At 70.9% G+C, this 21976-nt stretch carries 11 protein-coding genes; all 11 read left to right on the top strand.

The window, feature by feature from the left end; all coding sequences use genetic code 11:
* Positions 1-181: 181 nt before the first annotated feature.
* The 11 genes from ABR738_RS35040 to ABR738_RS34990 all read left to right on the top strand — a co-directional run bounded on the left by ABR738_RS35040 (position 182) and on the right by ABR738_RS34990 (position 21848).
* Positions 182-1141, top strand: a complete 960-nt coding sequence (locus tag ABR738_RS35040; RefSeq protein ID WP_350233988.1) for a proline iminopeptidase-family hydrolase — start codon at positions 182-184, stop codon at positions 1139-1141.
* Entirely contained in the window at positions 1138-2346 is a 1209-nt protein-coding gene (locus ABR738_RS35035) for a cytochrome P450 (protein ID WP_350233987.1), read from the top strand. Before ABR738_RS35040 ends, ABR738_RS35035 begins: the two co-directional genes overlap by 4 nt.
* Positions 2340-2567 carry a ferredoxin gene (locus ABR738_RS35030; RefSeq protein WP_350233986.1) on the top strand — a complete coding sequence of 76 codons (228 nt, stop codon included), beginning with the start codon at positions 2340-2342 and terminating at the stop codon, positions 2565-2567. Before ABR738_RS35035 ends, ABR738_RS35030 begins: the two co-directional genes overlap by 7 nt.
* Before the next feature lie 138 nt (positions 2568-2705).
* Positions 2706-3647, top strand: a complete 942-nt coding sequence (locus ABR738_RS35025; RefSeq protein WP_350233985.1) for an ACP S-malonyltransferase — start codon at positions 2706-2708, stop codon at positions 3645-3647.
* Positions 3648-3708: 61 nt separating this feature from the next.
* Entirely contained in the window at positions 3709-3960 is a 252-nt protein-coding gene (locus ABR738_RS35020; protein WP_350233984.1) for a phosphopantetheine-binding protein, read from the top strand.
* 47 nt (positions 3961-4007) lie between these two features.
* Positions 4008-5687, top strand: coding sequence for an AMP-binding protein (locus ABR738_RS35015; protein WP_350233983.1), 1680 nt, complete (start codon positions 4008-4010; stop codon positions 5685-5687).
* 49 nt (positions 5688-5736) lie between these two features.
* Positions 5737-7251: an AMP-binding protein gene (locus ABR738_RS35010; protein WP_350234878.1), complete on the top strand. Its 1515-nt coding sequence runs from the start codon at positions 5737-5739 to the stop codon at positions 7249-7251.
* The gene (locus ABR738_RS35005; protein WP_350233982.1) at positions 7248-8540 is read left to right on the top strand and encodes a type III PLP-dependent enzyme domain-containing protein; all 1293 of its coding nucleotides are present in this window, start codon (positions 7248-7250) and stop codon (positions 8538-8540) included. The genes ABR738_RS35010 and ABR738_RS35005 overlap by 4 nt, the downstream gene beginning before the upstream one ends.
* Positions 8537-9037 carry a cobalamin B12-binding domain-containing protein gene (locus ABR738_RS35000; RefSeq protein WP_350233981.1) on the top strand — a complete coding sequence of 167 codons (501 nt, stop codon included), beginning with the start codon at positions 8537-8539 and terminating at the stop codon, positions 9035-9037. Before ABR738_RS35005 ends, ABR738_RS35000 begins: the two co-directional genes overlap by 4 nt.
* A 32-nt stretch (positions 9038-9069) precedes the next feature.
* Positions 9070-10530, top strand: coding sequence for a methylaspartate mutase (locus tag ABR738_RS34995; protein ID WP_350234877.1), 1461 nt, complete (start codon positions 9070-9072; stop codon positions 10528-10530).
* Between the two features lie 158 nt (positions 10531-10688).
* Entirely contained in the window at positions 10689-21848 is an 11160-nt protein-coding gene (locus tag ABR738_RS34990) for a type I polyketide synthase (RefSeq protein WP_502964260.1), read from the top strand.
* Positions 21849-21976 lie beyond the last annotated feature (128 nt).

Here is a 21976-nt window from a genome sequence, read left to right as displayed (position 1 = left end):
CATATATATCGAAGGGGCAGGGAAACAATTTTTGTTCACTTGCCCCACCACTGTATCCAGGGGTGAGCAAAGAACTCATCGGACTAAGGGCTCGTAGGGGCCCCTAGGGGTCTGGCGGACTACTCCGCTGCTATAGCGTTCACCCCGTTGAAGGCTGCGAAACATTGACCTGGGGTGGGAGATGCCCGCGACACCGACCGCACCGACCACCAAAGGGTCCGCCCCTTTCGGCGCGTACAAGACCTGGTACCGCGTCACCGGCGATCTGCGCTGCGGGCTGCCGCCCGTCGTCGTCCTGCACGGCGGCCCGGGCAGCACGCACGACTACCTGCTGGGCATGACGGCCCTGGCGGAGGCCGGCTGGCCCGTCGTCCACTACGACCAGTTGGGCAACGGCGGCTCCACGCGGCTGCCGGACAGCCCGGTGGACTTCTGGACCGTCCAGCTCTTCCGGGACGAGCTGGACAACCTGCTCCGGCATCTCGGGGTGGCCGACAACTATGTGCTGTTCGGCCAGTCCTGGGGCGGGATGCTGTCGGCGGCCCACGCCGCCGACCGGCCGGCCGGGCTGCGCGGCCTCGTCATCGCCAATTCGCCGGCGTCGATGCCCCTGTGGCTCCAGGAGATGAAGGTGCTCAGGGAGCAACTGCCGCCCGAGGTGCAGGCGACGCTGCTGCGCCACGAGGCGGCGGGCACCACGGACACCGACGAGTACTTCGCGGCGATGCGGGTGTTCTACGACCGGCATGTCTGCCGTGTGCTGCCGTGGCCCAAGGAGTATCTGGCCACCTTCATGGAGATCAATGACGATCCGACCGTTTATCACGCGATGAACGGGCCCAATGAATTCCATGTCATCGGCTCTCTGCGTGACTGGTCGGTGGAGGATCTGCTGCCCCGTATCGAGGTGCCTACGTTGTTGATCAGCGGGCGTTACGACGAGGCGACGCCGGCCACCGTACAACCCTATTTCGACCGCATTCCGAATGTCCGCTGGGAAATCTTCGAGGATTCGAGCCACATGCCGCACATCGAAGAACCCGAGCGATTCACCTCGGTTCTGGTCGGTTTTCTCGACGAGCTCAAAAAGCTCGGCACCATCCAAGAACTCAATGACTTGCAGGAAGGGGCGCGCGGGTGACCACTGTTCAGGAGGTTCGCGCATATCCGTTCAGCGAACCGGACCGGCTCACACTCGACCCGATGTACGCCAAGCTGCGTGCGGAGGAACCGCTGAGCCGTGTGCAGTTCCCGATCGGCGAGCCCGCCTGGCTGGCCACGCGCTACCAGGACGTACGCACCGTCCTGGCCGATCCCCGCTTCAGCCGGGCGATGGCAAGGACGCGTGACCAGCCGCGCACCCACCCCGGTGAGCACCTGGACGACGGCCTGGTCGGCATGGACGCGCCGGACCACGCCCGGCTGCGCAAGCTGGTCGCCAAGGCGTTCACGGGGCGTCGTGTGGAGATGATGCGCGCGGACACCCAGCGGATCGTGGACGGACTCGCGGACACGATGGTGGCGCGGGGCGGGCCCTTCGAGATGGTGGAGAACTTCGCCATCCCCGTGCCGGTGACGGTCATCTCCGAGATGCTGGGCGTGCCCGAGGCGGACCGGCCCAAGCTGCGCGTCTGGTCGGAGGCGATGGTCTCCACCACCGCGCTGCCGTGGGAGGAGATGGAGCGCAACGCCAAGGAGCTGTTCGCCTACATCGGTGAACTGGTCGCCGAGCGCCGGCGCAACCCCACCGAGGACCTGCTCGGCGCGCTGGTCAAGACGCGCGACGAGGACGGCGACCGGCTGAGCGAGGAGGAGCTGGTCATGCATGTGACCGGTGGCCTGCTCATCACCGGGACCGAGACCACCGCCTCGCAGATCCCCAACTTCCTCTACGCTCTGCTCAGCCACCGCGACCAGTGGGAACTGCTGTGCGCCAACCCGGAGTTGGTGCCGAGGGCGGTCGAGGAGCTGGTGCGCTGGATCCCGCTCAACTACTCCGCGATGTTCGCCCGGTACGCCCTGGAGGACATACAGTTCGGCGACATCACGGTGAAGGCCGGTGAGCCGGTGCTCGGTTCGGTTGCCTCGGCCAACCGCGACCCCGAGTACTTCACGGACCCCGACCGGCTGGATGTGACCCGCGAGAACAACCCGCACATCGGCTTCGGTCACGGTCCGCACCACTGTCTCGGCGCCCAGCTGGCCCGGATGGAGCTCCAGACGGTACTGAGCACGCTCATCGCGCGCTTCCCCTCACTCGACTTCGCCGAGTCCGAGGACACCAGCGTCGTGTGGAAGCAGGGCATGCTGGTGCGCGGTCCCAAGCAGCTGCGAGTGACGTGGTGACCAGCTGGACCATCGCCGTCGACCAGGCGGCCTGCATCGGCGCCTCGGTGTGCGCCAACTACGCGCCGGACCACTTCGAGTTGAGGTCGGGCAAGTCCTTCCCCCGGACGGCGACGACCGATCCGGACGAGGCGGCGCTCGACGCGGCGGAGACCTGCCCGGTGTCCGCGATCACGGTGCGCGAGTCCGCCACCGGCGCGCTGCTCGCTCCCGAGGAGTAGGACCGGTCCCGCCGGTACCCGCGCGGACCCGCGCGCGGTGCCGGCGCCGGTCCGTCCCCTCCGCCGCACCATCCCCGCCAACGCCCGCCCGTATGTCTTCATGTCTTCACGGCTGTACGTCTCGAAGGGACCGTGCACATGACCGCCGCTTCCCGTACCGGCACCGCGATGATCTTCCCCGGCATGGGGCCCACTCCCTTCGCGGATGTCGGCAAGTTCATGGTCATCAATCCCTTCGCCCGCAAGCTCATCGCCACCGCCGACCGGGTGCTGGGGTACTCGCTGCTCGAGCGCTACCGCACGACCGAGGGCGACTACAGTGAGTACGCCCAGGTCGCCTTCATGGTCAACTCGCTGGCCCTGGCCGAGTGGGCCGGGCACGCCCTGGGGATCGAGGCCGATGTGTGCACGGGGCCGAGTTTCGGTGAGAAGCCGGCCGCCGCGTTCAGCGGCGCCCTGGACTTCGCCGACGCCGTCCGTGCGACCGCCGGCTTCGCGCGTCTGCTGGAGGACTACTTCAGCGCGGAGTTCAAGGATCTGGTCACCCACTCCTTCGTCCGGGTGCCCGAGGACAAGCTGCGCGAGGTACTGGCCGAGCTGGATGAGCGTGGCGAGACGTATGAGATCTCCTGCTACATCGACGACGACTTCCACATGCTCACCCTGCGCGAGCACAACCTGGACTGGCTCAAGCCCCGGCTGCGGTCGCTTGGCGGCATGTCGCTGTACTCGATGCGGCCACCCATGCACTGCTCGGCGTTCGAGGGGCTGCGCGAGCGCGCCGAGGAGAAGGTCTTCGGCCCGCTGGAGTTCGCCGACCCCCGGCTTCCCGTCATCGCGGACCAGGACGGCGCGCTGATCACCACCGGCGAGGGAGTGCGCACCATGCTCCTGGACAGCTGTGTGCGCCCGATGCGCTGGCCCGCGGTCGTGGACGCGCTGCTCGGCGCCGGTGTCTCCACCGTGTGCGTGGCCGGTCAGGACAGTCTCTTCGGCCGGGTGCGGCGCACCACGGCCAACTTCGAGGTCGTGCCGGTCACGCCACGGACCGCCCTGCTTCCCAGGCCCGCCCGAACCTGACGTCCGCCGGCCCCTCCCCCGCACTCTTTCTCAACTCACCTGCTACGAAAGGCGATTCACCATGTGGGACCAGACGTTCGAGGACCTGCTGCGCGGGTTCCTGCCGTTCCTCGGCGCCGACGAAGCGCTCGCCGAGGACACCAACCTGCGTGACCTGGGCCTCGACTCGCTCGGCATCGTCGAGCTGTTGGCGGCCCTTGAGCAGACGTACGACGTGCGCTTCCAGGACGACGCCCTGGGCCAGGAGACGTTCCAGAGCCCCGGCGTGCTGTGGAAGGTCCTGTCCGGCCTCGTCCAGGAGCAGGCCGCCTGAGTCCCCGGCATCCGGGACCCGCAGCGGTGAGCATCGAAGGAGGAGCAGTGGACGCAGCCGTCGAAGCGGCGCTGCACGGGCGTTTTCTGCGCGGGCTCGACCTGGCGCCGCGCAATGACGCGGTCCGGGTCGGGGACGGCTCGATCACCTATGAGCAGGCACACGAGCGGGCGCTGGTGTGGGCGGGCGGGCTGCTGCGCGCGGCGCGCAAGCCGCCCGGCACCGTGGCGGTGCTCGCGGCCAAGGGCATCGACGCGTACGTCGGCATCCTCGCCGCGCTGTACGCGGGTGCCACCGTCGTGCCGCTGCAACCCGGCTTCCCCACGGCGCGCACCCGGCGCATGGTGCGGGCCGCGCGGGTGGGCGCCGTCATCGCCGACGGCGCGGGGTGGGCGCAACTGCCGGAGCTGATGGCGCCCGGCCCGGACGGCGAGCTGCCCTTCGAGGCGGCGGGGCCGGCGGGGACGCTGCCCGTGCTCGCCCCGGCGTCGGGTTCCCGCACGCACCCCGGTGTCGAACGGATCGTGCCGGATGCGGCCGGCGCCCTCAGCGCGCCGCGGGCGGTCCGTGCGGCCGACGCGGCATATGTGCTGTTCACTTCCGGTTCCACGGGCCGCCCCAAGGGCGTGCCCATCAGCCACGGGAGCGCCGCGCACTACTTCGGGCTCCAGGACGAGCGCTACGACTTCACACCGCACGACGTCTTCTCGCAGACCTTCGACCTCAACTTCGACTGTGCGATGTTCGACCTGTTCTGTGCCTGGGGCGCGGGGGCGACCGCGCTCTGGGCGCCGCCCGGCGCGTACCGCGCGATGCCTGCGTTCGTGGCGGAGAACCGGATGACGGTGTGGTTCTCCACGCCGAGCGCGATCCCACTGGTGCGCAGGCTCGGCGGTCTGGCTCCCGGCGCGCTGCGCGGACTTCGCTGGAGCTTCTTCGCCGGTGAGGCGCTTACCTGCCAGGACGCCGCCGACTGGCAGGCGGCCGCGCCGCACTCGACGCTGGAGAACCTGTACGGCCCGACCGAGCTGACCATCACGATCGCCGCACACCGCTGGGAGCCGGAGCGTTCGGCGAGGATCGCGGTCAACGGCGTGGTACCGATCGGCCAGGTCAACGGCGGCCACGATCATCTGCTGCTCGGCTCTGGCGGTGAAGTCGCAGCCACCGAGGGTGAGTTGTGCGTGTCCGGGCCACAGATGACGCGCGGCTATCTGGACCGCGCCGACGACGCCGGGCGCTTCCTCGAACACGAGGGCCGCACCTGGTACCGCACCGGCGACCGCGTGCGGCGCATCGGCGACGGTGTCACCCCGGGCGGTGAACTGGCGTACCTGGGGCGGCTCGACTCCCAGGTGCAGATCGCCGGCTGGCGCGTGGAGCTCCCCGAGATCGACCACGCGCTGCGCGGCTGCGAAGGCGTCACTGAAGCCGTGACCCTGGATGTGGCCGGCCCCTCGGGCACCGAACTGGCCGTCTTCTACACCGGCCGCGACGTGCCGGCCGCCACCTTCGCCCGGCAGCTGCGGGAGGTCCTGCCGCAGGGCATGACGCCCAGGCACTACTGGCGGCTCGACGAATTCCCCCTCAACTCCAACCGCAAGACCGACCGCGGGGCGCTGCGGGCCCGCGCCGAGGAACGGCTGGCGACGGCGCCCGCCCCTCGGACCCGTACGCATGACGCGCCGGCCCGCCCGGCCCGCACCACCAGCACGCCGACGACCTGACAGGAGAACAGCGTTGGACAGCTCTTCCGGCGCGGCACACGGGGACACCGTGCCCGGCCACAGTCATGGCAGTCTTGTCCACACCCTGCTGGACGAGGCCGTGGCGTCCACGCCCTCGTCGGCGGCGGTCAGCGACGCCGAGGGCCAGTGGAGCTATGCCCGCCTCGACGAGTACAGCCGCGCCTTCGCCGACTGGCTCGAGGCGCGGGGCATCGCTCCCGGCGACCGGCTGGTCGTACAACTGCCCACCAACCGGGAGCTGGTCGCGCTGTTCTACGGCGCGTCCCGGCGCGGAGTCGTCTTCGTGCCGCTCAACCCGAACATGAAGGCCTTCCACCTGCGTTCGGTACTGGAGAACGCCGAGCCCGCGCTCGTCATCAGCACCGAGTCGCAGTACGAGACGCTGCGGGACGTGACCACCGCCCCCGTGCACGCGTTCGGCGGCGTGTGGAGCGAGGTGGAGAAGACCGCCGACCGCGGGCCGCGCCCGCAGGCCCTGGTCGACGTGGCCCCCGACCAGCCCGCGGTCCTCGTCTACACCTCGGGCAGCACGGCCGCCCCCAAGGCGGTCATCTGCCCGCACGCGCAGATGACGTTCGCCACCCGCTCCATGGTGGAGGTCCTGGGCTACCGCGCGGACGACGTGGTCTTCTGCCGCTTCCCGATGTCCTGGGACTACGGCCTGTACAAGGTGTTGATGTGCGCGGTGGGGCGCAGCGAGATCGTGCTGGCCGACGGCGAGTCGGATCTGCGGCTGCTGAGCGCCATCCGGGACTGCGGCGCGACCGTCGTCCCGATCGTGCCCTCGCTCGCCACCATGATCGCCACCCTGGCGCAGCGGTCCGACAACCCCGCGCCCCGGGTGCGGATGTTCACCAACACCGGCGCCGCGCTGCCCCAGCCGACCATCGAGACGCTGCGCGCGGCCTTCCCCGGGGTGCGTGTGGTGCGGCAGTTCGGCCAGACCGAGTGCAAGCGCGTCTCCATCATGCCGCCCGGCCAGGACCGAGAGCGGCCCGACTCCGTCGGTCTGCCGCTGCCCGGCACGCGGGTCCTCATCCTCGGTGAGGACGGCGAGCCCGTACCCACCGGTGAGTCCGGTGAGATCGTCGTGGCGGGCCCGCACGTGATGCCCGGCTACTGGCGCAACCCCGAGGTGAGCGCCCGCACCTTCCGCCGCCACGAGGCGACCGGTGAGCTGCACCTGCACACGGGGGACTACGGCTTCCTGGACGAGGACGGTTATCTGTACTTCCAGGGCCGGCGCGACGACATGTTCAAGCGCAAGGGCATCCGGATGAGCAGCATCGAGATCGAGGCCGCCGCCCTGGACATCCCCGGGGTGCGCCAGGCCGCGGTGCTGCCGCCGTCGGAGCGGCACGACCTGGCGCTGTTCGTCGAGTCCGATCTGGCGCCGCACGCGATCCTGCGCGAACTGTCGCGCCGGCTCGAACAGCAGAAGGTCCCCGCGACCTGTCGGGTGCTCAGCGACTTCCCCCTCACCCTGCACGGCAAGAACGAGAAGAAGCAGCTCGCCGAGCTGCTCGACGGGAGCGACCAGTGACGCGCTACACCGAACTGGCCGAGCGGTACGGCACTCCGCTGTACGTGTACGACCTGGACCGGGTCGCCGCGGCGCGCAAGGACCTGCTCGACGCACTGCCCGAGCCGTTCACCCTGTTCAGCGCGGTCAAGGCCAACCCGCACCCGGAGGTGCTGCGCGCCCTGGGCGCCGGCGACGGCCGGGTGTGCCGGGCGGAGATCAGTTCGCTGGGCGAGTTGGCGGCCGCCGTGGAGGCCGGGTTCGACCCCGCACAGATCCTGTACACCGGTCCCGGCAAGACCGACGGTGAGCTGGTCGACGCCATCGGCGCGGGGGTGCGGCTGTTCTCCGTGGAGTCCCTGAGCGACCTGGAGCACGTGGGCGCCGCCGCCGCCCTCCACGGCGTGGTGGCCGACTGTCTGCTGCGTATCAACAGCGCGTCGGCCAGTGCCACCACCAGCATCCGCATGACCGGCACGCCCTCGCAGTTCGGCATCGACGCCGAGACCCTTGGTGAAGTGCTGCCCCGGCTGCGCGCGGTGCCCTCCACGCGGATCGCGGGGGCGCACTTCTTCCCGCTCAGCAACGCCAAGGACGAGGACAGCCTGGTCGGCGAGTTCCGGCACACCCTGTCGGTCGCGGCCGATCTGGAGCGGGAACACGGCCTGCCGCTGCGCTTCATCGACATCGGCGGCGGGTTCGCCGCGCCGTACGCCGTGCCCGGTGAGCGCCCGGTGTACGAGAAGCTGCGCGAGCGCCTTGAGACCACCCTTGACGAGCTGTTCCCCGAGTGGCGCCAGGGCACCCCGCACTTCGCGTGCGAGTCCGGCCGCTATCTGGTGGGCGACAGCGGGGTGCTCCTGACCCGGGTGGTCAACATCAAGGAGAGCCGGGGCCGTACGTTCGTCATCCTGGACGCCGGCATCAACACCTTCGGCGGGATGTCGGGCCTCGGCCGCCTGCTGCCGGTCGCCGTCCAGCCCGAGGGGTCCGAACAGGCGGCGCAGATCGCGGACGGGACGGGGCTTCGCGCCAGTCTGGTGGGGCCGCTGTGCACGCCGGGCGATGTGCTCGGCCGGCAGGTGGATCTGCCGGACCTCAGTGTCGGCGACATCCTGACCATCCCCAACGCCGGGGCGTACGGCCCGACCGCGAGCCTGCTGATGTTCCTCGGCCGGCCCGCGCCCGCCGAGGTGCTGGTGCGCGGCGGCGAAGTGGTCTGCGCGTCCCGCATCGAGCACAGCCGGACCCCGCTGAGCGCCGAAACCCCGCGCGCCGGCTCGGCGACGGCCGGTGGAGGGCAGGCATGACGGGACCCGCGCGGGAGCTGACGGAGCACGCCGACGCGGACGGCGCGCGCCCGGTCGCCCTGGACACGACCGGGCCCCGCCCGACGGTCCTGGTCAGCGGGGTGGCCTCCGACTCGCACACCTGGAACCTGGTGTTCCTCCAGCTCCTGATCGAGGAGCTGGGGTACGACGTGGTGAACCTCGGCCCGTGCGTCCCCGACGATCTGCTGGTACGGGAGTGCCTGGAGCGCGCGCCCGCGATGCTCGTCCTGAGCAGCGTCAACGGCCACGGCCACCAGGACGGACTGCGCGTCATCAAGAAGGTGCGCGGCGAAAGCGCGCTCGCGGACCTGCCGGCCGTGATCGGCGGCAAGCTCGGCATCACGGGCGGCGAGGGCGGAGGCCACGCGGCGGAACTGGTCGCCGCGGGCTTCAACAGCGTCTTCGAGGACGACGCCCGCGAAATCGCCTCCTTCAAGCACTTCGTTCAAGGCATACCGCAGAGAGCGCTGTCGTGAGCGACGGCTTCACCGGGGCGCCGGGGCACAAGATGGCCGATGGGCCCGTGCCCGGCCCGGGCGCGCCCGAAGCTTTGACGCCCGAAGCTTCGGCGGCCGGCCGCGCGGGCGCCGGCGCCCCGGCGGGCGGCCGGCTCGTGCACGTGTCCGCACCGGCCGCGCCCGCCACCGCCGCACCGGATGCCCCGGTCGGCGACTTCGGCGCGTTCGTCCGTCGCGCGCACCGGGCCGGCCGGCTCGTCGTGCAGCCCCGGATGGGCTTCGGTGATCCCGGAGCCATGCGCGAGGGCCTGCTGGCCACCCGCAGCGCCGACGCCACCACCGTCGGGACGCTCACCCTGGACAGTTACACCCGTATCGGGGATCTCGCGGCGATCGACACCGCGCTGAGCGAGGGCATCGGCCTCAACGGCTTCCCCATCGTCAGCTACGACGTCGAGACCACCCGCGCGGTGCTGCGGGGCCTGCACGACGACGATTTTCCCGTGCAGGTCCGGCACGGCTCCGCCGTCCCCTTCGACATTTTCGCCGCTCTGATGCGGGCCGGGCTCAGCGCCACCGAGGGCGGCCCCGTCTCCTACTGCCTGCCGTACGGGCGTACCCCGCTGGACGAGTCGATGCGCAACTGGGAACGCAGCACCGCCCTGTTCGCACGGCTCGCCGAATGGGGCGCGAGCCCCCACATCGAGACCTTCGGCGGCTGCATGCTGGGCCAGCTGTGCCCGCCGAGCATGCTGGTCGCGGTGAGCGTCCTGGAGGCGCTGTTCTTCCACCGGCTCGGGATCGGCGACGTGTCGGTGAGCTACGCCCAGCAGACCAGCGGTGCCCAGGACGTCGAGGCGGTGCGCGCGCTGCGCAGGCTGTGCGCCGAGCTGCTGCCCGACGCCGACTGGCACGTGGTCATCTACGCCTACATGGGCGTCTACCCCACGACCCCCGAAGGCTGCTACCGGCTGCTCGGGGAGGCCGCCGAACTCGCGGTCACGACCGGCTCGGAGCGTCTGATCGTCAAGACCGTCGCCGAATCCCGCCGCATCCCCACCATCGAGGAGAACGTCACCGCGCTGGAGCACGCCGACCGGGTGGCGCGGGCGGCCCGGCGCGCGGCGCCCGGCCGGATCACGGGGTCCACGGCGCACCCGGCGCCACAGGACGACGCGCGCGATTCGCAGACGTACGCCGAAGCGCGTTCGCTCGTCGACGCGGTGCTCAACAGCCACCCGGACCTCGGCCAGGCCCTGCTGCTCGCGTTCAAGTGCGGCTACCTCGACATTCCCTACTGTCTCCACCCGGACAACGCCGGTCGCAGCCGCAGTTACATCGACGGCGACGGCTGGCTGCGCTGGGCCGACACCGGGTCGCTGCCCATCGCCCATCTCGTGGGCGGCCGCCGTTCCCGTCCCGTCACCTCCTCCGACCTGATTCAGGCGCTTTCGCATGTGCAGCGCAGCTATGACCAGCCGTTCCTGTACGGAAGCCGGCCGCTGTCCTGACCGCTCGCAGGTCCGCCCGTCCCTCCTTGGCCCTCTCTTGTTCTTCCTCGCCCGCGGAATTCTTTTTGGAGTGCACCGACATGACCGAGTCTGAGAACGTTCTTTCCGAGTCCGGTGGCAGGCCGAGGAGCAATGACGAGGCGCCACAGTCCTTGCTGGTGGCGCGGCTCACCGGCCTGACGGCGGCCGAGCAGGAACGCGCCGTCCTTGACATCGTGCACGAGCAGACCGTGGCCGCGCTGCGCCGGGCCCGCCCGGACACCAAGGACGTGGTGGACACCGCGCGGCCGTTCCTGGAGCTGGGTTTCGACTCACTCGCGGCGGTCGACCTGCATCGCAGGCTGTCCGAGGCCACCGGCCTCGAACTGCCCATCACGGCGGTGTACGACTACCCCACGCCCGTGGAACTGAGCCGCTTCGTCCGCACCAGGGCGCTGGGCCTGGCCCCCGAGCCCGTCGCGGCGGCCGTCCGGCAGACCTCGGGGGACGACGACGATCCCGTCGCGATCATCGGCATCGGCTGCCACTACCCCGGCGGCGTCAACTCGCCTGAAGACTTCTGGGCGTTGATGGCCGAGGGCCGCGAAGTGCTCTCCGACTTCCCCACCGACCGGGGCTGGGACGTCCCCGGCATGTTCGACCCGGACCCGGAGAGCCCCGGCAAGTCCTACGTCGACAAGGGCGGCTTCCTGGAGGGCGCGGCCGACTTCGACGCCGACTTCTTCAAGATCAGCCCGCGTGAGGCGCTGGCGATGGACCCCCAGCAGCGTCTGATCCTGGAGACCTCCTGGGAGGCGCTGGAGCGCGCCGGGATCAACCCGGCCTCGCTGCGCGGCAGTCGGACCGGCGTGTTCTTCGGCGCCGAGGTGCACGAGTACGGCACCCGCGTCCATGAGGCGCCCCTGGGCCTTGACGGCTATCTGATGACCGGCAACGCGCCCAGCGTCGCCTCCGGCCGCGTCTCCTACACCCTGGGGCTCGAAGGTCCCGCCGTGACGGTGGACACGGCGTGCTCCGGTTCGCTGGTCTCCCTGCATCTGGCGGCCCAGTCCCTGCGCAACGGCGAGTGCTCGCTGGCCCTGGTCGGCGGCGTCGCGGTGATGGGCAGCCCCGGCATGTTCACGGCGTTCAGCCGCCAGCGGGGGCTCGCCGCCGACGGACGCTGCAAGGCGTTCGCGGACGCGGCGGACGGCACCGGCTTCGCCGAGGGCGCCGGAGTGTTCGTGGTCGAGCGGCTTTCGGACGCACGGCGCAACGGCCACCAGGTCCTCGCGGTACTGCGCGGCAGCGCGGTCAACCAGGACGGCGCGAGCAACGGCCTCACCGCTCCCAACGGCCCCTCCCAGCAGCGGCTCATCCTCCAGGCCCTGGCCAACGCCGGACTGCGCCCCGCCGACGTGGACGCGGTCGACGCGCACGGTACGGGCACCAAGCTCGGCGACCCGATCGAGGCCCAGGCGATCCTGGCCACCTATGGCCAGGAGCGTTCACCTGAGCGGCCGTTGCGGCTGGGCTCGGCCAAGTCCAACCTGGGTCACACGCAGGCCGCGGGCGGCGCGGCCAGTGTCATCAAGATGGTCCTCGCGATGCGGCACGGCGTACTGCCCAAGACGCTGCACGTGGACGCGCCGAGCCGCCACGTCGACTGGTCGGCGGGCGAGGTCGAGCTGCTGACCGATGCCCTGCCGTGGGAGACCGAGGACGGAAGACCGCGCCGCGCCGGCATCTCCGCGTTCGGCATCAGCGGCACGAACGCGCACGTGATCATCGAGGAGGCGCCGCAGGAGGACGGGCTCCCGGCGCGCCAGGACTCCACGGGCCCCGCGCTGCCGCTGATCATCAGCGGCCGCACGCCCGACGCGCTCAGCGCGCAGGCCTCGGGCCTGCTCGACGTCCTTACGGGCGCCGACGCTCCGGACCCGGTGGATGTGGGGATGGCGCTGGCGACGACGCGGGCCCAGCTCGACCACCGGGCGGTGGTCGCCGGCGCGGACCTCGACGAACTGGTCACGGGGCTACGGGCGTTGGCGGACGGACGCGAGGACGGGCCGGGAGTCGTACGGGGACGCACGCTTGCCGGCCGGCTTGCGTTCCTGTTCACCGGTCAGGGTGCGCAGCGTGTCGGCATGGGCCGCGAACTCGCCGCCGCCTTCCCGGTGTTCGCCGCCGCTCTCGACGAGGCGTGCGGCCACCTCAACCTCCAGCTCCACCGCCCGTTGAGGGATGTGCTGTTCGCGGAGGAGGGATCGGCTGAGGCGGTGCTGCTTGACCAGACGGCGTACGCGCAGCCCGCGCTGTTCGCGGTCGAGACCGCGCTGTTCCGGCTGGCGGAGTCGTTGGGTGTGCGGCCGGATGTGGTGGCCGGTCACTCCATCGGTGAGATTGCCGCGGCTCATGCCGCTGGTGTGTTCTCGTTGGAGGACGCGTGCGCGTTGGTCGCGGCGCGTGGGCGGCTGATGCAGGCGCTGCCCGAGGGCGGTGTGATGGCCGCCCTCCAGGCCACCGAGGAGGATGTTCTCACACTCCTCGAAGGCGTCGTGGACGTGGCGATCGCTGCCGTCAACGGGCCGCGTGCGGTGGTGGTTTCGGGCGCGGCCGCGTCGGTGGACAAGGTGGTGTCAGCGGTACGTAAGCAGGGCGGGAAGACCACCCTCCTCAAGGTCTCCCACGCCTTCCACTCACCCCTGATGGACCCCATGCTTGAGGAGTTCCGTCAGATCGCCCACGTCATCGACTACCACGAGCCCCGCATCCCCGTGGTCTCCAACGTCACCGGCCGCACTGCCACCCCAGGCCAGCTGACTTCCCCCGAGTACTGGGTCACCCACGTCCGCGAAGGCGTACGGTTCGCCGACGGCATCCGCACCCTGGCCGCCGAAGGCGTCACCACCTTCCTGGAGATCGGCCCCGACGCCGTCCTCACCGCCATGGCCCAAGGCACCCTGGACGACGACACCACCACCGCCTTCATCCCCCTCCTGCGCCGCAACCGCCCCGAGGAAACCGAAACACTCACCGCCCTGGCGCGCCTCTGGACCACCGGCCACACCGTGAACTGGCCCGCGCTGCACACCGGCGGCCCCACCCGGCACGTGGACCTTCCCACCTACCCCTTCCAGCGCCGGCGCTACTGGCTGGAGTCCGCCCCCGCCACCGGCGACATCACCACCCTGGGCCAGAGCCCCGCACACCACCCCCTGCTCGGCGCCCTCGTCGCCGCCCCCGGCACCAACACCACGGTGCTGACCGGACGCATCAGCGCGCAGAGCCACGCCTGGCTGGCCGACCACGCGATTTTGGGCACGGTGCTCCTCCCCGGCACCGCCTTCGTCGAACTCGCCCTCCACGCCGGCCACCACACCGGCGCGCCCCACCTCGAAGAGCTCACCCTCCACGCACCCCTCGCACTCCACCCCGACCAATACACCGACCTCCGCGTCCAGACCACCGCCCCCGATCACACCCTCACCATCCACTCCCGTCCCCAGGGAGCACCGGACGCCACGCCCTGGACGCTCCATGCCACGGGCGCCCTGTCCGCCGAACTCCCCGCGGCGGCAAACGACTTCACCCCTGCCTCCTGGCCACCGCCGGGTGCCCGGTCCATCCCGCTGCGTGACATCTACGAGCAGCTGGCCGCCCAGGGCTACCGCTACGGCCCCGCCTTCCAGGGCCTCAAGGCGGCGTGGCAGCAGGACGGCGACATCTTCGCCGAAGTGGCGCTCCCCGAATCGGCGCACGGCGACGCGGGCGCGTTCGGCCTGCACCCGGCCCTTCTCGACGCCGCCCTGCACGCCACGGACCTCGGCCGCGACGAGGACCCGGGCCAGACCGCGCTGCCCTTCGCATGGAGTGGGGTCTCCCTCCACGCGACCGGCGCGACCTCCCTGCGCGTACGCATCACGCACACGGACAACGGCGGCGTACGGCTCCACCTCGCGGACCCGGCGGGTCAACTCGTCGCGACAGTGGAGCAGTTGGTCATGCGGCCCGTCTCCGCCGACCAGATCGCGGCGGCCGGCGACGGCGGCGACACACCTCTGTACGTCGTGGAGTGGAACGCGCTGCCCACCACCGCCACCGACCGGACGACACCGGACGTCACGACGTGGGCGGCGGTCGGCGGACAGGCGGCGCGGTGGCAGTGGACCGGAGCCACCACGCACCCGGACCTGGCCGGCCTCGTCCCGACCGGCCCGGTTCCCGATGTCGTCGTCCTGACCTGCCCGGACGGGCCGGAGGACGCCGACATGCCGCAGCGGCTGCGGGTGGCCACCGAGGGTGTGCTCGCCTGCCTCCAGGAGTGGCTTGCGGACGACCGGTTCGCGGCGTCGCGGCTCGTGGTCGCGACCCAGGGAGCGGTGGGTCCCCGGGACGGGCTCGACCTGCCGGTGGACCTCGCGGGCGCCGCGGTGTGGGGCCTGGTGCGCTCCGCCCAGGCCGAACACCCGGACCGTTTCACCCTGGTGGACTGGGACGGCGCGGAGCTGACGCCGTCGCGAATGGCGGTGGCGCTGTCGAGTGGTGAGCCGGAGTTGGCGCTGCGTGACGGCCAGATCCACGTACCCCGCCTCACCCGCGCCACCACCCCCACCCAGCCCGCACTCACCGGCTTCGAGGAGTGGGGACCCGAGGACACCCTCCTCATCACCGGCGGCACCGGAGGACTCGCCACCCTCCTCGCCGAACACCTCATCACCCACCACCACATCAAAAACCTCGCCCTCGCCAGCCGCCAAGGACCAAGCGCACCTAACGCCACCCAACTCACAGACCACCTCACCCAACTCGGCGCCCACATCACCCTCCACACCTGCGACGTCAGCAACCCCACCCAACTCACCCACCTCATCAACAACACCCCCCACCTCAAAGGCATCATCCACACCGCAGGCACCCTCCACGACGCCACCCTCACCAACCAAACCCCCCACCACCTCAACACCACCCTCACCCCCAAAGCAGACGCCGCCTGGCACCTCCACCACACCACCCAACACCTCAACCTCACCCACTTCATCCTCTACTCCAGCGCCGCCGCCACCCTCGACGGCGCAGGCCAAGCCAACTACGCCGCCGCCAACGCCTTCCTCGACGCCCTCGCCACCCACCGCACCCACCACAACCAACCCGCACACTCCCTCGCCTGGGGCCTCTGGAACACCAACCACGGCATGGCCACCCACCTCACCCAAAACGACATCAACCGCATGAACAACGGCCCCCTCCTCCCCCTCACCACCACCCAAAACCTCACCCACTTCGACACCGCCCTCACCACCAACCACCCCGCCCTCCTCCCCATCAAACTCAACCCCCACCACCCCACCACCCCCCTCCTCCACCACCTCCACCCCACCACCCCCACCCGACCCACCGCCCACACCGCCACACCCACCGCCACGGGCCCCGCGGTCACGGCCGAGCTGGGCGGTCTGGACGCGGCGGAACGCGAGCGCACGATGCTGGACCTGGTGCGTACGCACGTCGCCGAGGTGCTGCACCACGAGAATGCCGGCGCCGTGGACGCCCGGCGCGCGTTCACCGAGATCGGCTTCGACTCCCTCTCGGCGGTGGAGCTGCGCAACCGGCTGAACAAGGCGACCGGACTGCGGCTGCCCGCGACACTCGTCTTCGACTATCCGACGCCGCACGCGCTCGCCGAGTACCTGGCGGACAAGCTCTTCGGCGCGGCCCCGGCCACGGCCGCACCCCGGGCCGTCACGTCCGGGGCGGCCCCCGATGAGCCGATCGCGATCGTCGGCATGAGCTGCCGCTTCCCGGGCGACGTCAACTCGCCTGAAGAACTTTGGGAGTTGTTGGCCGAGGGCCGGGACGGCATCTCCCTGTTCCCCGAGGATCGCGGCTGGAACGTCGAGGACATCTACGACCCGGAACCCGGAAAGTCCGGCAAGACGTACGCGCGCGAGGGCGGTTTCCTGCACGACGCGGCCGACTTCGACGCCGAGTTCTTCGGCATCTCCCCCCGCGAAGCACTCGCCACCGACCCCCAGCAGCGTCTGCTCCTGGAAACGTCCTGGGAAGCACTCGAACGCGCCGGGATCGACCCCCACACGCTCCGGGGCAGCCGAACCGGCGTCTTCGCGGGCATCATGTACCACGACTACGCCACCCGGCTCGGCAACTCGCCCCTGCCCGAGGGCGTCGACACCTACCTCGGCAACGGCAGCCTCGGCAGCGTCGCCTCCGGACGCGTCTCCTACACCCTCGGCCTCGAAGGCCCCGCCGTCACCGTCGACACCGCCTGCTCCTCCTCCCTGGTCGCCCTGCACTGGGCCATCCAGGCGCTGCGGGCCGGCGAGTGCTCACTCGCACTCGCGGGCGGCGTCACCGTGATGTCGACACCCGACACCTTCATCGACTTCAGCCGGCAGCGCGGTCTTGCGAGCGACGGCCGCATCCGTTCCTTCGCCGACGCAGCCGACGGCACCGGTTGGGGCGAGGGCGCGGGCATGCTCCTCGTCGAGCGCCTGTCGGACGCCCAGCGCAACGGGCACCGTGTCCTCGCGGTCGTACGCGGCTCCGCCGTCAACCAGGACGGCGCGAGCAACGGCCTGACGGCGCCGAACGGCCCCTCCCAACAACGCGTCATCAACCAAGCCCTCACCAACGCCGGACTCAACCCCACCGACATCCACGCCGTCGAAGCACACGGCACCGGCACCGTCCTCGGCGACCCCATCGAAGCCCAAGCCCTCCTCGCCACCTACGGCCAAAACCGCACGGACAAGGACCCGCTGTGGCTCGGCTCGGTGAAATCCAACCTCGGCCACACCCAGGCAGCCGCAGGCGTCGCCGGGATCATCAAGATGGTCATGGCCATGCGCAACGGCGTCCTGCCCAAGACCCTGCACGTGGACGCGCCGTCATCGAAGGTCGACTGGACGGCGGGCCGGGTGGAACTGCTCACCGAGGCCGTGGCCTGGGAGGCCCAGGGGCCTCGTCGTGCGGGTGTGTCCTCGTTCGGGATCAGCGGCACGAACGCCCACGTCATCCTGGAGGAGGCCCCTGCCGCGGAGCCCGCCGGCCCGCATGCCACCGAACGTCCCACGGTGGTAGGCGCGTTGGCGCTTCCGGTGTCGGCGGCCAACGCGGCTGCGCTGGCCGCGCAGGCCTCGGGTCTGCTGGGCGTGCTGGAGGACGCGGACGCTCCGGAGCCGGCGGACGTGGCCGTGGCGCTCGCCACGACCCGGGCCCAGCTGGAACACCGCGCGGTGGTCGTGGGCACCGGACTCGATGAACTCCTGGTGCGGCTGCGGTCGTTGGCGTCCGGAGAGACGGCCCCGGGTGTCGTGCGTGGCGTCCGGGCTGAGGGGCGGCTGGCGTTCCTCTTCACCGGTCAGGGCGCGCAACGGATCGGCATGGGCAGCGAACTGGCCGCCGCCTTCCCGGAGTTCGCGTCCGCGCTTGATGAAGTGTGCGGACACCTGGACCCGCTCCTGGACCGCCCGCTGAAGGATGTGCTGTTCGCGGAGGAGGGGTCGGCTGAGGCGGCGCTGCTCGACCAGACGGCGTACGCCCAGCCTGCGCTGTTCGCGATCGAGACCGCGCTGTTCCGGCTGACCGAAGCCCTCGGCGTACGCCCCGACCTGCTGGCCGGGCACTCCATCGGCGAGATCAGCGCCGCCCACGCCGCCGGTGTGTTCTCCCTCGCGGACGCGTGCACCCTGGTCGCGGCGCGCGGACGGCTGATGCAGGCGCTGCCCGAGGGCGGCGTGATGGCCGCCCTCCAGGCCACCGAGGAGGATGTCCTCGTACTCCTCGAAGGTATCGAGGACGTGGCCATCGCCGCCGTCAACGGGCCACGCGCGGTGGTTGTTTCGGGCGCGGCCGCCTCCGTGGACAAGGTCGTGGAAGCGGTATCGGCCCAGGGCGGCAAGACCTCCCGGCTCAAGGTCTCGCACGCCTTCCACTCACCCCTGATGGACCCCATGCTGGACGACTTCCGAGACGTACTCACGGGACTCACCTACCACGAGCCCCGCACCCCCATCGTCTCCAATGTCACCGGCCGCACGGCCACACCGGGTGAACTCACCACCTTCGAGTACTGGGTCACCCACGCCCGCGAAGCCGTCCGTTTCGCGGACGGCATCCGCACCCTGGCCGCCGAAGGCGCCAACACCTTCCTGGAGATCGGCCCCGACGCCGTCCTCACCGCCATGGCGTCCGAAGCCCTACCGGACCAGGAATCCACCGCCTTCATCCCCCTCCTCCGTCGCAACCGCCCCGAGGACACCGAAACTCTCACCGCCCTGGCCCGCCTGTGGACCACCGGCCACCCCGTCAACTGGGCCGCCGCGCACGCCAACACGCCGACCCGGCCCGTGGATCTCCCCACGTACCCCTTCCAGCGGCAGCACTACTGGATCAATGCGGTGGCCGATCAGGCCGACGTAACCTCCGCCGGTCTCGCGTCCGCGCGGCATCCGTTGCTCGGGGCCGCGATCACGCTGCCGGAGTCGAGTGCCGTGGTCCTGACGGGACGTATCGGACTGCCGTCCCATCCGTGGCTGGCCGACCACGCCGTGATGGGCACGACCATCCTGCCCGGCACCGCCTGCGTCGAGCTCGCGCTGCGAGCCGGCGACCAGGTGGGGTGTGGTCTGCTGGAAGAGCTCACGCTCGAAGTACCGCTCGCCCTGCCGTCGCAGGGTTCCCGCGACCTCCGCGTCTCCGTGGGTGAGGCCGACGCATCGGCCCGGCGCACGGTCGGCGTGTACTCGCGCGGCCAGGACGCGGCCCCCGACGACGCGTGGACCCGCCACGCCAGCGGTCTTCTGGCCGTGGGCACGGGCGCGAGCGGCCACGGAGCCGATCTGAGCGTGTGGCCGCCTGCGGGCGCCGCCGCGATCGACGTGAGCCGGCTCTACGCGTCACTGGCGGCGGACGGTCTGGAGTACGGTCCGGTCTTCCGGGGTCTGCGGGCCGCCTGGCGTCGCGGTGGCGATGTGTTCGCCGAGGTGGTCCTGCCGGAGGAGGCACATGGCGACGCGCGTGCGTTCGGCCTGCACCCGGCCCTTCTCGACGCCGCCCTGCACGCGACGGAGCTGCTGGGCGACGGAAGCCGGGAGCCGGGGCGTGGCGCGGCCCTCCCGTTCGCGTGGAGCGATGTGTCGCTGCATGCCTCGGGGGCGACCGCGCTGCGGATCCGGGTCGCCGCGGTCGAGGGCAGCGCGGACGCGACGACGCTGGACCTGGCCGACGCGGCCGGAGCTCCGGTGGCGACCGTGCGTGCGATGGTCGCCCGCCCGGTGTCGGCCGAGCAGATCGCCTCGGCGCGGGCCGACTCGCTGCCCCTGTACCACGTGGAGTGGAGCCCGATTTCGGTCCGGGACGCGGGCGCGCACGAGGCCACGGGTGCGCCCGAGAACTGGGCGGTGCTCGGCGACGGGGCGGACCGCTGGGCGTGGGCCGGCCCGCGTACGTACCCGGACCTGGCGGCGCTCGGCGACGCGGTGGCGCCGGTGGTCCTGCTGCCGTGCCCGGCCGTGGAGTTCGACGCCTCGGACCCGGACGGCAGGACGACGATGCCGCAGCGACTCCGCGAGGTCCTTGGCACCGTACTGAGCACGCTGCAACAGTGGCTGGCCGAGGAGCGCCCGCCCTCGTCCCGTCTCGTCGTGGTGACCGAGGACACGGACGGCCCGGGCAGCATGATCGCCGCGGCGGTCGGCGGTCTTGTGCGCTCCGCGCAGGAGGAGAACCCGGGCTGCTTCGTCCTGGCGCGCTGGGACGGCGACGAGGCCTCGGCCCGGCACTTCCCCGCGGCGCTGGCCAGCGGTGAGCCGCAGGTGTCGATTCAGGCGGACGGCGTGTACGCGGCCCGGCTCGAACGGGTCGCGGTGGAAGCGGCGAGCGACGACGCACCCGCGTTGACCGGTTTCGAGGAGTGGGGACCCGAGGACACCCTCCTCATCACCGGCGGCACCGGAGGACTCGCCACCCTCCTCGCCGAACACCTCATCACCCACCACCACATCAAAAACCTCACCCTCGCCAGCCGCCAAGGACCGGGCGCACCTAACGCCACCCAACTCACAGACCACCTCACCCAACTCGGCGCCCACATCACCCTCCACACCTGCGACGTCAGCAACCCCACCCAACTCACCCACCTCATCAACAACACCCCCCACCTCAAAGGCATCATCCACACCGCAGGCACCCTCCACGACGCCACCCTCACCAACCAAACCCCCCACCACCTCAACACCACCCTCACCCCCAAAGCAGACGCCGCCTGGCACCTCCACCACACCACCCAACACCTCAACCTCACCCACTTCATCCTCTACTCCAGCGCCGCCGCCACCCTCGACGGCGCAGGCCAAGCCAACTACGCCGCCGCCAACGCCTTCCTCGACGCCCTCGCCACCCACCGCACCCACCACAACCAACCCGCACACTCCCTCGCCTGGGGCCTCTGGAACACCAACCACGGCATGGCCACCCACCTCACCCAAAACGACATCAACCGCATGAACAACGGCCCCCTCCTCCCCCTCACCACCACCCAAAACCTCACCCACTTCGACACCGCCCTCACCACCAACCACCCCGCCCTCCTCCCCATCAAACTCAACCCCCACCACCCCACCACCCCCCTCCTCCACCACCTCCACCCCACCACCCCCACCCGACCCACCGCCCACACCGCCACACCCACCGAAGCCCTCGACCCCTCCACCGTGGAGCAGCGACTCGCGCCGCTGGCCGATGACGAGCGTCTGCACCTTCTCGAGGACCTGATCTGTGTCGAGGTGGCGGCGGTGCTCGGCCACGCCGACGCCTCGTCACTCACCGCGACCCGGTCGTTCCAGGACTCCGGCTTCGACTCGCTCACCGCGGTGGAACTGCGCAACAGGCTGCGCAAGGTTACGGGCCAGCGCCTTTCGGCCACCCTGATCTTCGACTATCCGACCCCCCAGACGCTCGCGAAGTACCTGCTGGAGGAGATGCTTCCGGAGATCGAGGAGATCCGGGCGCGGCAGCAGGAGTCCGCTGGGGGCGAGGCGGACGAGGACGCGCTGCGTCAGGTGCTCGGTTCGGTGCCGCTGGCCCGGATCAGGGAAGCCGGCCTGCTGGACGCGTTGTTGGCGCTGGCTCCGGCCACAGGCGAGGCGGCCGACGTCTCGACGCGGCCCACCGATGACGGTCCGGCCGGCCAGGACGGCCTGTCCGGCCAGGCTGAGCAGAGCGACCAGAACGACCAGAGCGACGCGATCCTGGCGATGGACATCGACGATCTCGTCCGCGAGGCGTTCGAGCGCAGCGGTTCCGAACAGCCTGAGTGACCGCGCGGGCCCCGGCCCCGCCCGCCTTCGTCCCCGTCGGTCCCGCTCTTCGGAACCGACGGGGGCGGGGCACTGCCCGGACGAAGCGTCTCAAGTCATACGAGCGACCGAGGAATGCGAGTGACGAC

The sequence above is a fragment of the Streptomyces sp. Edi4 genome (assembly GCF_040253615.1).
In the GTDB taxonomy this organism is placed as follows: Bacteria; Actinomycetota; Actinomycetes; order Streptomycetales; family Streptomycetaceae; genus Streptomyces.
Note: the sequence above shows the minus strand (reverse complement) of the source record. Positions and strands in the feature narration are given on the sequence as shown.